Genomic DNA, 15,410 nt, shown 5'->3' on the forward strand with positions numbered 1-15,410 from the left:
TGATGCATTGTCATAGGTATTGGCCCGCCGCGCGCGGCACCGCCTCGATCAGGCGGCGGGTATATTCGGCGCGATCCTGGCTATCGATGTCTGCTGCCGGTGCGATCTCGACGAGATTGCCGCGATACATCACGGCGATCCGGTGGGCGATCTGGCGGATAAGGTTGAGGTCGTGGGTAATGAACAGGTAGGCGGTGCCGCTGGCCTTCTGCAGTTCCAGCAGCAGCTGGACAATGGACGCCTGCACCGACACGTCGAGTGCGGAAGTGATCTCGTCGCAGATCACCAATTTCGGCTTGGAGGCAAACGCACGGGCGATCGCGACACGCTGTTTCTCGCCGCCCGACAGCTGATGCGGATACCTCTGGGCATGGGTGCGCGGCAGGCGCACCTGCTCCAGCATGTCGCCGACCTTCTGGTCGAGATGAGACGCGTCCCCGAACAGCTTCAGCGGTCGCGACAGGATCTCGCTGATCTTCTGGCGAGGATTGAGCGAGGCGTCGGGGTGCTGGAAAATGATCTGCACATCCTTGCGATAGGCGTTGTCCATGTCGCCAAGGTTCCTGATCTCGCGACCGTCGAACCAGATCTTGCCCTCGAAGCGGTTGAGACCGGTCATCGCCTTCGCCAGGGTCGACTTACCGGAGCCGGATTCACCGACGATGCCGAGAATCTCCCCCGGATTGATGCTGAGGCTGATGGCATTGTTGCCGGCAACGCGTTCGGTGGCGCGGCCGGTCAGCGCCGCCAGAAACGGCTTGCGGCCATAATGGACGCTGACGTTTTCGACACGCACCAGCGGCTTGTCCGCGTCAACGACAATGTCGCCAACCAGCCTGCGGGCCGGATCGGGAACCGCCGCGATCAGCTCGCGGGTATAACTCTGCTGCGGATTGGCAAAGATATCGCGCACCGCACCCTGCTCGACGATGTCGCCGCGACGGATGACGGCGACGCGGCTGGCCGTGCGCGACACCAGCGCCAGATCGTGGGAAATGTAGAGCGAGGCGACACCGGTCTCGGCCTGCAGTTCCACGAACAGATCGAGGATCTGGCATGAGGTGATGACGTCGAGCGCGGTCGTCGGTTCGTCGAAGATGATGCATTCGGGATTGCACGCAAACGCCGATGCGATGACGACGCGCTGCTTCTCGCCGCCCGATGCCTCGTGCGGCATGCGGTTCATCATCGCGGTCGGCGTCTTCAGACCGACGCGGTCCAGCATCGCCTCGCTTTCCTTCCAGGCCTGCTGCCGTGTCAGCCCGCGGTGACGGACCAGCACCTCTGCGAGTTGAGTGCCGAGCGACAGGGTCGGGTTGAGCGACGTGCTCGGATCCTGGAACACCATGCTGATCCGCCGGCCGCGAAAGGCCTCGATCTGGGCATCGGTCTTTTCGAGAAGGTTCTCGCCGCTCAGCAGGATGCGACCGCCCGGTTCGTGGGCGTTCTTGGGCAGATAGCGCATGATCGACCAGGCAAGCGAGGTCTTGCCGGAACCGGATTCACCGACCAGGCCGAGGATTTCGCCCCGGTGGACGGAAAGGTCGATGTTCTTGAGCGCATGAAAGACGCCGGAGGCCGTGTCGTAATCCAACGAGTAGTTCTCGATCGCGAGAACCGGAGTTTCTGGTTTTGTTGTCATGATGGCGGCCTCAGGTTCGCGGATTGAGGGCATCGCGAAGACCGTCGCCCAGAAGGTTGAAGCCGACGGCGACGACGGCGATCGCCACGCTCGGCCAGATCAGGATGCCGGCACTCAGGTGCATGTAGCGGCGCGCTTCCGAGACCATCAGGCCCCATTCGGCCGCCGGCGGCTGCGCACCGAGGCCGAGAAAACTGAGCGTCGCAAACAGCATCACCGCAAAGGAAATGCGGATGGTCATCTCGACAATGATCGGCGCGATGACGTTCGGCAGCATTTCCCGCAGGATGATGTAGGCGGAGCTTTCGCCACGGGCGACCGCCGCATTGACGTAATCCTGCTTGCGCACCGACAGCGCGACGCTGCGGGTAATGCGGGCCATGCCCGGCGCGAACGCGATGGCAACGGCGATCAGCGCGTTGACCGTGCTGGACCCCAAGAGGTTGACCACCAGAAGCGCAAACAGCAGGCTGGGGATCGACATGACGGCGTCGATGGTGCGCATGATCAATTCGTCCGCCCGGCCGCCGAGGAAGGCGGAGGTGGTGCCGACGAAGGCGCCGAGCAGCGTGCCGGCGATGGTTGCGAGCACGGCCATAACGACGGTGGCGCGGGCGCCGATCAGCAGGCGGCTGAAGATGTCGCGGCCGTATTGATCGGTTCCCAGCCAATAGGCGGCGCTCGGCCCCTTGTATCGTGCGAGCGGCGCAAGAGTTTCCGGGTCGTGCGGCGCGAGCATCGGTCCGAGCAGCACGATCACCAGCACCAGCAGGACAAGCAACATGCCGATCGCGCCCTGCGGCGTGCGCAGGAGGCGCTTGATGAAATCAGTCATACTGGATCCTCTTGTCGAGCCAGGCATAGAGGATGTCGGCGATAAAATTGACGATCGAATAGGTGGCCGCCATGATCAGCACGCCGGCCTGGATGGCCGGCAGGTCACGCGCCTGGATCGCCACGATCAGCTGGCGGCCAATGCCGGGAATGGCAAAGATCTCTTCGACGACGATGACGCCACCGAGCAGGTAACCGACATCGAGCGCAACGATGGTGATGGTCGGCAACAGCGCATTGCGCAGCGCGTGGCGACGCAGGACTTGTCCGCGTGAAATCCCCTTCAGCCGGGCGGCGCGGATATAGTCGGTGTGCAGCACGTCGACGAGTTCCGAGCGTACCATGCGCGAGACGTGGGCAATCAGGATCACCGAAATGACGCAGACCGGCAGGACCAGATGGGCGATGCCGACCGCAAAGTTTTCGGTGAGCGGCACGTAGCCGGTGGGCGGCAACCATTTCATCAGGTCGGCGAAGACCAGGACGGCGACCGTCGCGGTAACGAATTCGGGTAGCGCCACGCCGGCATAGGAGATCAGGCTGACGACCATGTCGGCGATCTTGCCGCGACGGACGGCGGCGATGATGCCGAGCGGAATGGCAAGAACCAGCATCAGCCCGATCGACAGGAAAGCCAAAAGCAGCGAGCGTCCGAGCGCCTCGAACATAACGGGGCCGACAGGCTGGCCGGTGCGCAGCGAGGTGCCGAGATCGCCCTGCAGCACGTGGCCGAGCCACGTTGCATATTGCTGCCACACCGGGGCATTGAGCCCCATGTTTTCGCGCAACGCCGCGAGGGCGTCCTGTGTCGCATTCTCGCCCAGCATCATGACGGCGGCATCGGCCGGCAGGATCTGGGTGATGGCGAAGACGATGAGCGATACGATGAAGAGCGTATAGACGATCATCACCAGCCGCTTGGCTATATAATTCGGGGACACGGTCGTGTTCCTTGTTCCACCAGCCGGACGCTCGATGAGCGTCCGGCATTGTTCGGGATCAGCCGCGCTTCGGCGCCTTGTCGGTCAGGGAGGCGTAGTCGAGGCGGAAGACCGAGGCGCGCGGATGCGCCTGGTAACCGCTGACCCAGCTGCGCTTGGCCGACAGCACGTCGAAGAAGGACGGGATGATCGAGGGCACTTCCTCGTTCATCAGCTCCTGGGCCTTGGTATAAAGCTCGGTGCGCTTGGCTGCGTCGATCGTGCCGCGAGCTTCGGCGACCAGGGCGTCGAAGGCCTTGTTGTTCCAGCGCGTCTCGTTCCAGGAGGCATCCGAGGTATAGAGAAGCTTGAAGATTCCGTCCGGGGTCGGCTGCATGTTGTAGAAGCCGACGTAGAAGCTGCCCTTCTTCCACACCTGCTCCAGATAGGTGGCGTGCGGCATCGTCTGGACGTTGATGGTAATGCCGGCTTCCTTGGCCATTTCCTTGAGGGCCACGGCAAGCTGTGTGCGCACCGCCGGGCGGTCGGAGGCGATGAGCGTCGCTTGCAGGCCATTTGGGAAACCGGCTTCCGCGAGCAGCTTCTTGGCTTCCGCGATATTCTTCTGGCGCTGTTTGGCAGCCTTGAAGAACTGGTAGGACGGGTTCAGCGGCGTGTCGTTGCCCGGCGTGCCAAAACCTTCGGTAACGAAGTTGACCATCGCCTCGCGATCGACCGTCAGCGCGATCGCACGGCGGACGCGCGCGTCGTTGAACGGTGCGGTGTCGCAACCGAAGTTGATGTTGCAGAACTGGCCGGACGGCGTGCGCAGGACTTCGACGCCGTCATTGCCGTCCAGCCGCAGGTATTCGGTCGGCTGCAGCGTCGAGATGATGTCGACATTGCCGGCGATCATCGCCGAGCCTTCGGCGGAGATATCCGGGAATACCTGGACTTCGATACGATCGAGATAGGGGCGTGCCGGGTCGTAATAGTTCGGATTGCGTTCGACGACGATCAGACGGTCAGGCTCGTAGGATACCAGCTTGAACGGGCCGGTGCCCACAGCCTTGGTGGAAAGGCTCTTGAGGTCGCCGGTGGCGATCGAGGCGGGAATGATGCGAGCGTTGGTGTAGGCCATCGCGACCGGCAAGTCGGCATAGGCGCCGGAGAGCTTGAACAGCACGGTCGTATCGTCGACGGCGACGATGTCGGAGATCGGGCCGACATTGTTGCGGCCGGGCGACGCGGTTGCCGGATTGAGGATTGCCTTGAAGGTGGCAACGACGTCCTTTGCCGTGAACGGCGAGCCGTCATGGAAGGTCACGCCCTTGCGCAGCTTGAACGTCCATTCCGTCAGGCCGTCATTGGGCGTCCAGCTTTCGGCCAGATCCGGCTCGACCGACATGTCGACCTTCAGGCGCGTCAGGTTGCTGTAGAGCAGTTCGGTCACCAGGTATTCCGGATTGACGCGGGTCAAAAGCGGATGGATGACGCTTGCAGCCTGGTCAACGGAGATGCGCAGCGTGCCGCCCTTGGCCGGCTTTGCGGTCTGCGCCAGGCCAAGCGCCGGTGCAGCAAAGACGGCGGCGGTGCCGGCGAGGAAGAAGCGACGTTTCATTTCCAGCATTTTTCGGTTCCCTTATGGTTCAGGCGCGGTTTTCAGGAATGGCGTCGGCGGCAAAGTCCGCCGCGAGATAGGCCAGTATGCTTTTCGCCAGGGCGATGATGTCCTGGCGGGTGGTATGCTCTTCAGGACTGTGGATGCAGCTTTCCGGGCGGCCGAGCCCGCCCAGCAGCACCTCCTGTGCAAAACCGGACTTCTGCACGTAGCCGAAATCGGAGCAGCTTGCGGCGCCCCATTTTTGAAAGTCTTCCGGCTTGTAGCCGAAGCCCAGCGACAGCGCCTTTTGCCAGCGTGGCCAATGCGGACCTTCCGGATCGTCCGTCGGGATGAGGTGGCCGACAAGATCCATTTCGAGCCCCAGCCCCGTGCCGGCAACGCTGTCGCGGATCACGCTTTCGATCTCGTCGCGCGCATCCTCATAGCTTTCTTCCGGAGCGTAACGCCGGCTTACGAGAATCTTGATCTCCGCCGGCACCTGTCCGCCGGCGGTGCCGCCGTTGACGGCCGAAATCGAAAGCTGCGGTCGCAGCGGACCTGACGCGTGCGGCGGCGGCGTCAGTGCGGATGCCCGGCTTGCCACGTCCGGCTTCAATGCCATCAAGGCATTGAGCAAGGGCAAGGCACCTTCGATAGCATTGATGCCGGCGCCGGTGCGATTGCCTTCGCCCGCATGAACGGCGTGCCCCCTGATCGTCACCTGCAGATGGAAGACACCGAAGCAGCCAGCCCAGATGCGCGGCGCCGCGGACCCGTTGAAATTGAGGATATGACCTTTCAACTTGCCCTGCTCCGCCAGATAGCGAATGCCGGGATAGAGGCCCCCTTCCTCGTCGGTGCAGAGGAGCAGCATCGGATCGTAATAGAGAGGCAGCCCGCATTTTTTGGCGGCGCGCAATGCCAGCAGGGTTGCTGCGATCGTGCCCTTCATGTCGGCTGCGCCGAGCCCGAACAGATCGTCACCCTCGACCGTCAGCTTCAGCGGATCGCGTGCCCAGCCAGGCGCGGCCGGCACCGTATCGACATGATAATAAAGACCGCAGACGGGCTTTCCCGTTTCGCGGGTGGCAATCAGGTTGGTCCGCTCGCCGGATGCCGGCCCACCGGCCACGTACCAAAGATCACGCGGCACGACGACCCGCTCAAACGCAAACCCAAAGGGCGAAAGGAGTTCGGCCATCAGATCGGCAAAAGCGTCATAGCCCAGACCCGGTGGGAATGAGGTGTCAACTTCGATCATTCGGGCCAGATCATCGACAGCAACCTCGACATCCCGCTCAATCGCTGCCATGGCAGGTCCAAGGATCTGTTGCGAAGAAGGTGGCTGCGGCGCGTTCATGGCAGTGTCCTCGGTACCCGTCACGCCAGCCTCCCCAGCTTGCGCTTTAATATAAACTATATAGTAATACTGCGTAGATCGAGACCCCGAGTCAACTCCAAAGAAGAGGCAAATCATTGCCGGAACTGCCCAATAATTCATCAGGAGTGATCAAGCTGACAGAATTGTCGTTGCCGCTTTATGAAGTGGTCAAACGACAGATCACCGAAGCGATCATGCTCGGCAAACTGGAACCCGGTGCGGTTCTGCCGAGCGAAGTGGCGCTGTCGCAAACCTACGGCGTGGCCGTGGGCACCATCCGGCGGGCGCTGATGGATCTCACCAATGACGGCCTTCTCAGCCGCCGTCGCAAGACCGGCACAGTGGTGACCGGCCGCAAGCCGCAGCACAGCCTGCGCCTCTTTTTTCAGTATTTTCGACTGCACGGGCTGGATGGTTCGCTCAGCAAATCGGTCACGAAGGTGACTTCGCTCGACAGGAGCCCTGCTTCCGCTGCCGATGCGCGAAAACTTCAGATAGACGAAGGATCGCCGGTCGTCACCTTCCACAGGGTGCGTTACGTCGACGAGCGGCCGATCATGCACGAGACACTGACGCTTTCCCGCGAACGGGTCCCCGACTTCCCCGAAAGGCCGGAGGAAATCCCTCAGCTCTTCTACCTGCATCTGCTGGAGAATTATGGGATCCGCATCTCGGCCATACGCGAGCAGATCGGTGCCGACCTTGCGGCCGAGTGCGATGCCCATTGGCTGGACCTGAGCCGGCCAGCAGCGGTCCTAACGATCGACGAAGTGGCCTATGACCAGATGGCTGTACCGGTTTTGATTTCAGCGCACCGGGCAACCACCGCCAACCACCGCTATGTCAACGAGGTGCAGTAAGGCGGTGTCTTCGCAGTCGACATCGCTGGTCCTCAAACGCGGTCGTGGCCGATGATGAACCAGGCTCCGGTTGAACAAAAAATGAAGATGATTGCGACTCTCGTTCGTCTTGTCGTCCTTGCCACAACTACTCAGGCAAGGGCGCCGACTGACCGGGTATTTTGGCATAAGCCAGGGCTTCGACGATCCGACCGTCACGGACACGGATCAGACTGACCCCGCGTAGCGAGCCGCCGTCGCCGAAATGGAAGCGCCAGCGGATGTTGGCGCGGTCGCCCATCACGAAGATCTCTTCCGACTCGAAACGGTTGGCGCGGTCGGCCGCCATGGCCCGCCAGAATGCGAGATTCACATCGTAGCCCTCGTACCGCGTGCCATCCGGTGCCGGCTGGATCGACTCCATGACGCAGTTCTGGTCGATGATGTCATCGAGGAGTTCAGGATCGTGCTCCTCAAAGGCCCGATTGAACCGGTGAACGATTTCAGATGTTTTGCCGATTTTCACAATATCCTCCTATACAGACAGGTCTGTCTGCAGTTGCAGTATACAGACCTGTCTGTTATAGTCAACCGATGGATCAGAAAACTTCTCTCAACCCTCCCGAAACAGGTTCCGCACGTCGCCGTTTGCTCGACACTGCGACCCGGCTCTTTTACCAGGGAGGCATCCACGCTGTCGGCATCGACCGCATCATCGCGGAAGCCGGCGTGGCCAAGGCGACGTTCTACAAGCACTTTCCGTCGAAGGATGACCTCGTCGTCGCCTATCTCGAAGAGATAGACCGGCTCGGGCGGACGGCAGTGGCCGCGCTTCCGAAGCAACCGCCTCGGAAAATGATCTCGGCTATCATGGAGCGTATCAGCGAGGCTGTGACCGCGGGAGGCTGGCGGGGGTGTCCGTTCCTCAACGCGGCGGCCGAATACCCCGATCCAGCCAGCCCTGTGCGGCAGGCGATCAATGCGCGCCGCGTCTGGTATCACAACAGCCTTCAAAACCTTCTCGCGGAGGACGGCGATCCCGCTCCTCCCGTCACCGCTTCCCTCCTCGTCGCGCTTTCTGACGGCCTGCTGGAAAGTGCCTATCTGGATGATGCCGAAAGCGTCCCCGCCCTTGTCCGCGAGGCGGTGGCGAGACTGCTGGACCGCCGATGAGCGCCGCTCGCAGCCCAAGCAGCACCGGCCTGCGCCAGTTTCTGGATCTCCAGCTCCAGCACGATTGGATGGAGGGCAAGACGATCCTGCGCGACGTCGACGAGCGCTTGGAATCCCTCGAACTGCGTTTCAAGTATATCGCGCGATTTGAGAAGCTGCTGCGCCGCCCGCAGGCGCCGGAGGTTCTGGAGATTCTTAGGCGCTACGGCCGCGACTGCATTCCCATCCCGCGCCGGACCGAGCGATACTATTGGTCCGTTTCCTGCCTACCCTCGACGGCGGGCAAGGCTCTCGTTCGCATCAATGCGAGCTGGATGGAGCTGTTCTCGCTCTATGCGGACGGCGAAGATATTCGCGCGCTTTTCGTGGTGCATCTTTCCGATTTCACCTCCGACCGTTCGCTCGATCACGGCCGGGTGGACGAAGCTTTTCTTGAGAGCAGTGTCGTGACGCCGGAAGATGTCAGCTATTTTTTCCCCCGCGGCGAGGACATGTTCGGCATCAAGGTCCGCGGTTTCTCCTCGATCAGCAAGTTCCTGACGACGCGCCGTGCTTTGCAGGCCATCCGGGTGTTCAACCTCACGCACATGAACCGGGGCCGGAACGCCTATCAGGCAAGCCATTGCTACAGCCTGGCGGATCACATGCTGAACGATGAGCAACACTGAATAACCGCCCAGGGCAGACCCTTGGCTACGAGGAGGAGCCAGCCATATGAAATAGTGTTTTTCGCTAGATAGTGGGAGAGAGTGATGAACAATCCTCAGATCACCCGTATACCGATCGCCAAGACCGGAATGCTTGTCCGCAAGCCGGTCGAGCATGTGTTCGAAGCGATGGTGAACCCGGACATCACGACGAAGTTCTGGTTCAGCAAGGGCAGCGGACGACTGGAGACTGGCAAGGCCGCCAAGTGGGATTGGGAGAGCCATGACGTCTCCATCGAGGTCACGCCTAAGGTCGTAGAGCCCAACAAGCGCGTCGTGATAGAATGGCCTGGTTATAGCGGCCCGACGACTGTGGAATGGACGTTTCAATCCATTCCGGATGGTACGACTTTTGTACGCGTCCAGGAGTCCGGATGGACGGGAGATGCCGATAAGCTCCTGCGCTACGTCGCTGATTCCACGCAAGGCTTCTCGCTTTTGCTTGCGGGGTTAAAGGCATGGCTTGAGCACGGTATCGAGTTGAACCTGACGCTCGATCGTTATCCGAAGGGCATCGAAGACCAACAGTTTGAATGAGGCCGAGCGGAACTGGTCGCGGCGGACGCGGTTACAGAACCTCAGAATTTTACCTCCGCGAAAGGGCTTTTTGAGGAAGATCTCGTCAGCCGTCTAGCCAGGCAGCGAGGCCGTCCAGCGTCTGCAGCCCGTATTCCACCGCGCCGAAGCCGATGACCACCTGGCGCCGCTTGGCGCTGGGGTGGAGCTGGCGCATGGTCAGCACCGTCTTGCCATCGGTCTGCTCATCGAAGGTCACCGTGGCGCGAAAACGGTCGGGGTCGTTGGGGTCGGGCGTGCCGTAGTCCATCACGATGCGTTCGTTCGGCACGATCTCCAGAAAGCGCATGAGGTTCGGAAAGCGCTGCTCCTTGCCTTCGAACACGCCCACCATGTCGAACCGCCAGACCCCGCCCTCGCGGATATCGACTTCGTGGGTCTCGATGCTCAGGCCGGCCGGGCCGTACCATTCGGCCAATGCCATGGGGTCCATCCAGGCGGCAAAGACCTTCTCGCGGCGGTGGTTCAGCAGCTTCACCAGCACGATTTCGCGGTCGAGCGACCATGTCTCAAACAGGCTTGCCATGTCCTTCACCGTCCTCTTCGGTTTTTTCCAGGTAAACTTCGAGCCGATCCAACCGCTCGGTCCAGCGCCGGCGCTCCGATACCATCCAGTCCGCCGCCTCGTCGAAGCGCGCCTGCACCAGCCGGCACCAGCGACTGCGCCCGCGCTTCTGGCTGACGATCAGCCCGCAATCTTCCAGCACCTTGAGATGCTGGGCGAAGGAGGGCAGTGCCATGTCGAAAGGCTCGGCCAGGACGCTGACCGGCACCTCGCCCTCAGCCAGCCGCGATACCACCGCGCGGCGGGTCGGGTCGCTGAGAGCATGAAAGGCGAGGTCGAGCGGAGTCGAATGGTAAGGCATGCGACTCATTAAAACAGCCTGGGGCTCTGGTCAAGGACAGAAAGGCACTTGCCTTAGTGTTCGGCCTTGGATACAAAGGTACATACCTTAGTATCTAGCCCGCTTGATATGGAGCGGTTATGCAGCCACTCACAAGGAGGACTCCAGTGGTAGTTCGTGTCGATCTCATGATCTCGCTCGATGGTTTCGCGACAACGACGGACCAGACGCCCGAAGCTCCGTTCGGCGAGGACTGGCCGCGTCTCGTCGGAGCATATGCTGCAACGCAAACGTTCCGCGAGCGTGTGTTAAAGGATACGACGGGAGCGGGGACCACAGGTGTCGACGACGAATACGCGAAGGAGTATTTCGATAATGTGGGTGCCGAGATCATGGGCGCTGGCATGTTCGGACTCCACAACTTTCCCGATGATCCGAACTGGCGTGGCTGGTGGGGCGACGAGCCACCGTTCCGGGTTCCGGTCTTCGTCCTTACTCACAGGCCGCGGCCTTCCTTGGAGATGGCCGGCGGGACGACTTTTCATTTCATCGATACCACGCCTGCTGATGCGCTCCAGCGGGCTGTCAGTGTAGCGGGCGATAAGGACGTGCGGGTTGGCGGCGGCCCCACCGTCGTTCGCGACTTCCTCAAGGCGGGCCTTGTCGATCGTCTTCATGTTGCCATCACTCCGATTTTGCTGGGGCGCGGTATACGCCTGTGGGACGATCTGCGCGGCTTGGAAGCTGGCTGTACAGTCAAGGCAGAAACGGCACCGAGTGGCACCGTCCACCTGACCTTCCAACGCTAGCCGCTCGCCTGTGACCTGGGTGATTTGCGAAGTGGATGTTCGAGAATACCCCTGTTCAGCAATCGGCAGGCACAACCGTGTCAGACAGTCTTCTGCCGCATATGGCTGACGGTAAGCCAAACGGCTGAGACAAGAAAATAGAAGGCACCGAGACCAGCATAACCCGCAACATTGGCGATTGAAGGTGCGTCGGGCTTCAGCGCTTGCGCGATGAAGAATGCGCCCGCCACGGCGGACTGACCGCCGCTCAGGATCATTGCCCACTGCCCCCCGCTTGTCTTCCACCGCCGAACCGCTGTGCTGAGCTGCGACAGGCCGGAAAATATTGCCCAGAGACCGAAAACGCCAAGCACCCAGTTCATACTCATTGTGAGAGCGACGACGACCGCAACGGTCATCACCGAACTGACCGCCACGTTGATCGCCTGGCTCCTGTTATATGCCAGACCGCCGTTTCGTTTGGCATCGACGTAGTTGGCGGCAGCATCCCAGGCGGGATAGATGATCAGCAAGACCGCCGCTGCGGAGAAGGACTGGCGGCCAACCGTCAATGCTGCCGCGACCCAGATAACGGAGAAGGCGGCTCGCGCAAAATAGTATCGCTTCAACCAATAATCCTTGCCGTTCACGGCGAAGCTCGTTTGGTAGTTTGCCATGGTGAGATCCTTATCTGATTTGAATAAATTGGCTTTTCACGCCCGAGGCGTATTGGAGATCGCAAGCAGCCGGTCGAACCGGTAGGGCGGGCCGATCCGACCAGCGACGACGACGTGGTTTACATCGGGGGAACCACGCCATTCTTTCCGACAAGGAGCTGGTGAGCGACGAGGCCGGTTGCTGCCTTCTCGGCAGGCACGAAGACGACAGCGCCGGTCTCTCCTTCGCGGGTCTTCACCTTGAGGCTGGACCCGCCGTAGTTGACGATGCTGCCGCGGACATTAAGCCGCCCGGCCTTTACGTCCTCGGCATGGACAGGCGCCGCCATATAGGCCTGCGATGCGACAACAGACAGCCCGAGCACGAGGGCGGGGAGAATATTCCTCATCATGCCAATCCTTCCTACTAGTTGGTAGTTTCCTTGGCCGTAGAGATCCCCCGGGCGGTTTGTCTCCGCCCGGAACGTTATTGGACGACCGTCGGAGACAGACGCTCCAGAGTGGGCGCCAGAATGGCGGCAAACACTTCCGGGGCGCCGTAGGCACGCGCGGACAGCATAGCTCCGTGGACGGATGCCATGAACGCTTCCGCCTCGACGCGAGGCTCGCTCGAAAGCCTCAAAGCCCCCTGCTGTGAGCCGCGCTCCATGACCGAGGTCAGCCACGTCGAGACAAAGCGGAAAAAAGCTCTTACTTCTGCTGCGACGTCCGGCGGTAGAGATGGCAGCTCGCTCGCAAGCAGAGCGCAAACACAAAAAGGCCTGCTCGCGTCCTCAATGCATTGGGCCCAATAGCCCGTGTAGATCTTGAGGAGTTCGAGCGGGTTCTGCACGTTCTGCTCCAGCGCCGCCACGCCTGCCTCCCCCTCCTCACGGTATCGCTGCACAAGCGTGCGAACCAAATCGACCTTGCTCGGAAAATGGTGATGGATACTGGCCTTCCGGATTCCAACGATCCCGGCGATATCGGCATAGCTAAAACCGTTATAGCCTCCGCTCATGATCAAGGTTCGCGCAGAAGCAAGGATTTCGTCGGCGGTTGTCAGAAGGTTGCTCATTCCTTTTGTCTACCTTCTAGTAGGGAGACTGTCAACGGCAAAGTTGATGACATCGTCTGCAGGAATTGCATTGGTGTCATCAATTTCCTGATGCGCCCGCCCAAGGCCAAACCATCGGCCCCGCGATTGCGCTGGGTCAATGAAACGGCCCTTATCCGGGATAATCGTTGCGGCATTCATGCCTTCCACGACAGGAGACGAACATGACGCGAACGATGAAAGCCGCTGTTGTGCATCAATTCGGCAGGCCACTTGCGATCGAATGCGTGCCGGTGCCCGTACCGGGCCCAGGCGAAATCCTCGTCAAGGTCATGGCCTGCGGCGTCTGCCACACCGACCTTCACGCCGCCGATGGCGACTGGCCCGTCAAGCCAAGCCCGCCGTTCATTCCCGGACACGAGGCGGCCGGCATTGTCGTCGAGCTCGGCCCGGGCGTGACGGGATTGAAGGAAGGTGACGCCGTCGGCGTCGCCTGGCTGCACGACACATGTCTCGCATGCGAATATTGCGAGACCGGCTGGGAGACGCTTTGCGAGCACCAGCACAATACCGGCTATAGCTGCAACGGCGGATTTGCCGAATATGTCATCGCATCCGCCGCCTTCGCCGCAAGACTGCCGCAGAACGTCGATTTCGCGGCAATCTCACCGATCCTCTGCGCCGGCGTGACCACCTACAAAGGCCTCAAGGAAACCGAGGCGAAACCTGGCGAGTGGGTGGCAATCTCCGGCATCGGCGGGCTCGGCCATGTCGCAATTCAATATGCCAAGGCGATGGGCTTCCATGTGGTGGCGCTCGACGTCAGCCCGGAAAAGCTGGAGCTTGCCCTCCGCCTCGGCGCCGATCTCGCCGTCGATGCCCGCTCGTTGACCGCCGTCGAGGAAACGCTGGAGGCAACCTGCGGCGGCGCGCATGGCGTGCTGGTCACCGCCGTCTCGCCGCCAGCTTTCTCCCAGGCACTCCGGATAGTAAGACGCAAGGGAACGGTCAGCCTGGTCGGCCTACCGCCCGGCGAGTTCCCGACGCCGATCTTCGACGTCGTACTCAAACGCATCACGGTGCGCGGCTCGATCGTCGGGACAAGGCGTGATCTTGATGAGGCGATCGCCTTTGCCACCGAGGGCAAGGTCAAGGCGGAGATCCACAAGGCGCCGCTCGAAGACATCAACGACATCTTCGCACGCCTGAAGGACGGTAAGATTGACGGGCGTATGGTGCTGGATTTCTCATCTGCATCCTGATCATCATACACGACAGTTCGCAGATCGCGGCGTCGGCACATTGAGCTGCGTCAAGGAAAGCGACGCCATTCCAGGCGACACAGGTCACCGTGGGCGCCCTCTCATGCGCTCTCGGCGAGAGGAACAGGTCGATCCCGTGGATATCATGCTCAGACATCACGGCCGTTACGAGGCCATCATCCGCGAAGCGATTTCACTGCCGGCGATGCGGACGGCGGTGGTCCATCCGTGTTCGACGGAAACCCTGCGTTCCGCCGTGGAACTCAAGGAACAGGGCTTGCTTGATCCCGTCCTGGTCGGCCCGGAGCACAAGATCAGGGCGATAGCCGACGCCGCCGAACTTTCACTCGCCGGCATCGATATCGAGCCTGTCGAGCACAGCCATGCCGCAGCCGACCGCAGCGTCGAACTTGCCGCAATCGGCAAAGTCGCCGCCCTGATGAAAGGCAGCCTGCACAGCGATGAACTGCTGTCGGCCGTGGTCGCGCCGGCGTCAAGACTGAAGACCGGCCGGCGCATGAGCCACGTCTACGTCATGGACATTCCGGCCTATGACAAGCTGCTGATCGTCACCGACGCGGCAATCAACATCCAGCCGGACCTCGATCAGAAGCGCGACATCTGCCAGAACGCCGTCGACCTGATGCATCTTCTCGGCGTCGAAAGACCGCTGGTGGCGGTGCTGGCCGCCGTCGAGACAGTCAACAGCAAGATGCCTTCGACGCTGGACGCGGCGGCCTTGACCGTCATGGCCGCGCGCGGGCAGATCGAAGGCGCGGTTGTCGACGGGCCGCTCGCCTTCGACAACGCAATCAGCATCGAGGCCGCGCAAGCGAAATCCATTGCCTCTCCAGTTGCCGGGCATGCAGACATCCTGCTGGTTCCCGATCTCGAAGCCGGCAACATGCTGGCCAAGCAGCTCATTTATTTCGCCGGTGCAGACGCTGCGGGACTGGTCCTCGGCGCCCGGGTTCCGATCATACTGACAAGCCGCGCAGACCCGGCAAAGGTTCGAACGGCGTCGGCCGCTCTTGCGAGGCTCAGCGCTGCGAAACGACTTGAAGCGGGGATGCCTCTGTGATGCAAAGGGAGCGGCGCGCTCGAGCTGGACGTTGAATTTGATTGCC

The 15,410-nt window shown here is 61.4% G+C and carries 18 protein-coding genes; 7 read left to right on the forward strand and 11 right to left on the reverse strand.

Annotated features, from left to right (window positions below):
- Window positions 1-10 precede the first annotated feature (10 nt).
- Genes ACSQ3G_RS28050 through ACSQ3G_RS28070 form a run of 5 tightly spaced genes read right to left on the reverse strand, consistent with a single transcriptional unit; the run spans window position 11 to window position 6,359 of the window.
- Window positions 11-1,642 (reverse strand): dipeptide ABC transporter ATP-binding protein, encoded by a 1,632-nt coding sequence (locus ACSQ3G_RS28050; RefSeq protein WP_436112594.1) that lies wholly within the window; start codon window positions 1,640-1,642, stop codon window positions 11-13.
- Window positions 1,643-1,652: 10 nt separating this feature from the next.
- Window positions 1,653-2,477 carry an ABC transporter permease gene (locus tag ACSQ3G_RS28055; protein WP_436112595.1) on the reverse strand — a complete coding sequence of 275 codons (825 nt, stop codon included), beginning with the start codon at window positions 2,475-2,477 and terminating at the stop codon, window positions 1,653-1,655.
- The gene (locus ACSQ3G_RS28060) at window positions 2,470-3,417 is read right to left on the reverse strand and encodes an ABC transporter permease (RefSeq protein WP_436112596.1); all 948 of its coding nucleotides are present in this window, start codon (window positions 3,415-3,417) and stop codon (window positions 2,470-2,472) included. Before ACSQ3G_RS28060 ends, ACSQ3G_RS28055 begins: the two co-directional genes overlap by 8 nt.
- A 58-nt stretch (window positions 3,418-3,475) precedes the next feature.
- Complete coding sequence (locus ACSQ3G_RS28065; RefSeq protein WP_436112597.1) at window positions 3,476-5,026, reverse strand: ABC transporter substrate-binding protein; 1,551 nt, start codon at window positions 5,024-5,026, stop codon at window positions 3,476-3,478.
- A 19-nt stretch (window positions 5,027-5,045) separates the two neighbouring features.
- On the reverse strand, window positions 5,046-6,359 hold the full coding sequence (locus tag ACSQ3G_RS28070) for a M20 family metallopeptidase (RefSeq protein WP_436113216.1): 1,314 nt from the start codon (window positions 6,357-6,359) through the stop codon (window positions 5,046-5,048).
- A 146-nt stretch (window positions 6,360-6,505) separates the two neighbouring features.
- Between ACSQ3G_RS28070 and ACSQ3G_RS28075 the strand changes: the two genes are divergently transcribed.
- Window positions 6,506-7,240: a GntR family transcriptional regulator gene (locus ACSQ3G_RS28075; protein ID WP_436112598.1), complete on the forward strand. Its 735-nt coding sequence runs from the start codon at window positions 6,506-6,508 to the stop codon at window positions 7,238-7,240.
- A gap of 127 nt (window positions 7,241-7,367) precedes the next feature.
- Here ACSQ3G_RS28075 and ACSQ3G_RS28080 read toward each other — a convergent pair whose 3' ends face one another.
- On the reverse strand, window positions 7,368-7,745 hold the full coding sequence (locus ACSQ3G_RS28080; protein ID WP_436112599.1) for a nuclear transport factor 2 family protein: 378 nt from the start codon (window positions 7,743-7,745) through the stop codon (window positions 7,368-7,370).
- Between the two features lie 68 nt (window positions 7,746-7,813).
- Here ACSQ3G_RS28080 and ACSQ3G_RS28085 point away from each other — a divergent pair, with 68 nt between their 5' ends.
- From ACSQ3G_RS28085 to ACSQ3G_RS28095, 3 genes are all read left to right on the forward strand, one after another.
- Window positions 7,814-8,392, forward strand: coding sequence for a TetR/AcrR family transcriptional regulator (locus ACSQ3G_RS28085; RefSeq protein ID WP_436112600.1), 579 nt, complete (start codon window positions 7,814-7,816; stop codon window positions 8,390-8,392).
- Window positions 8,389-9,060, forward strand: coding sequence for a hypothetical protein (locus tag ACSQ3G_RS28090; protein ID WP_436112601.1), 672 nt, complete (start codon window positions 8,389-8,391; stop codon window positions 9,058-9,060). Before ACSQ3G_RS28085 ends, ACSQ3G_RS28090 begins: the two co-directional genes overlap by 4 nt.
- Before the next feature lie 84 nt (window positions 9,061-9,144).
- A complete protein-coding gene (locus ACSQ3G_RS28095) occupies window positions 9,145-9,636 on the forward strand; it encodes an SRPBCC family protein (protein WP_436112602.1) in 492 nt (163 codons plus the stop codon).
- Window positions 9,637-9,721: 85 nt separating this feature from the next.
- Here the strand turns inward: ACSQ3G_RS28095 and ACSQ3G_RS28100 are convergent, their stop codons facing one another.
- Together ACSQ3G_RS28100 and ACSQ3G_RS28105 are read right to left on the reverse strand one after the other, a co-directional pair.
- Complete coding sequence (locus ACSQ3G_RS28100) at window positions 9,722-10,201, reverse strand: SRPBCC family protein (RefSeq protein ID WP_436112603.1); 480 nt, start codon at window positions 10,199-10,201, stop codon at window positions 9,722-9,724.
- On the reverse strand, window positions 10,185-10,541 hold the full coding sequence (locus ACSQ3G_RS28105) for an ArsR/SmtB family transcription factor (RefSeq protein ID WP_105436923.1): 357 nt from the start codon (window positions 10,539-10,541) through the stop codon (window positions 10,185-10,187). The genes ACSQ3G_RS28100 and ACSQ3G_RS28105 overlap by 17 nt, the downstream gene beginning before the upstream one ends.
- Before the next feature lie 146 nt (window positions 10,542-10,687).
- Between ACSQ3G_RS28105 and ACSQ3G_RS28110 the strand changes: the two genes are divergently transcribed.
- The gene (locus tag ACSQ3G_RS28110) at window positions 10,688-11,329 is read left to right on the forward strand and encodes a dihydrofolate reductase family protein (RefSeq protein ID WP_436112604.1); all 642 of its coding nucleotides are present in this window, start codon (window positions 10,688-10,690) and stop codon (window positions 11,327-11,329) included.
- 80 nt (window positions 11,330-11,409) lie between these two features.
- Here the strand turns inward: ACSQ3G_RS28110 and ACSQ3G_RS28115 are convergent, their stop codons facing one another.
- The 3 genes from ACSQ3G_RS28115 to ACSQ3G_RS28125 all read right to left on the reverse strand — a co-directional run bounded on the left by ACSQ3G_RS28115 (window position 11,410) and on the right by ACSQ3G_RS28125 (window position 13,042).
- Window positions 11,410-11,985: a DUF308 domain-containing protein gene (locus tag ACSQ3G_RS28115; protein ID WP_436112605.1), complete on the reverse strand. Its 576-nt coding sequence runs from the start codon at window positions 11,983-11,985 to the stop codon at window positions 11,410-11,412.
- Between the two features lie 119 nt (window positions 11,986-12,104).
- Window positions 12,105-12,377 (reverse strand): hypothetical protein, encoded by a 273-nt coding sequence (locus ACSQ3G_RS28120; RefSeq protein ID WP_436112606.1) that lies wholly within the window; start codon window positions 12,375-12,377, stop codon window positions 12,105-12,107.
- 74 nt (window positions 12,378-12,451) lie between these two features.
- Window positions 12,452-13,042 (reverse strand): TetR/AcrR family transcriptional regulator, encoded by a 591-nt coding sequence (locus ACSQ3G_RS28125; RefSeq protein ID WP_436112607.1) that lies wholly within the window; start codon window positions 13,040-13,042, stop codon window positions 12,452-12,454.
- A gap of 203 nt (window positions 13,043-13,245) precedes the next feature.
- On the opposite strand from ACSQ3G_RS28125, the gene adhP reads away from it, so the two are divergent.
- Window positions 13,246-14,283, forward strand: a complete 1,038-nt coding sequence (gene adhP / locus ACSQ3G_RS28130) for an alcohol dehydrogenase AdhP (RefSeq protein WP_436112608.1) — start codon at window positions 13,246-13,248, stop codon at window positions 14,281-14,283.
- A 40-nt stretch (window positions 14,284-14,323) separates the two neighbouring features.
- Window positions 14,324-15,364 (forward strand): bifunctional enoyl-CoA hydratase/phosphate acetyltransferase, encoded by a 1,041-nt coding sequence (locus tag ACSQ3G_RS28135; protein WP_436113217.1) that lies wholly within the window; start codon window positions 14,324-14,326, stop codon window positions 15,362-15,364.
- Window positions 15,365-15,410 lie beyond the last annotated feature (46 nt).

It is taken from the genome of Neorhizobium tomejilense (genome assembly GCF_964254135.1).
GTDB classification, from domain to species: domain Bacteria; phylum Pseudomonadota; class Alphaproteobacteria; order Rhizobiales; family Rhizobiaceae; genus Neorhizobium; species Neorhizobium tomejilense.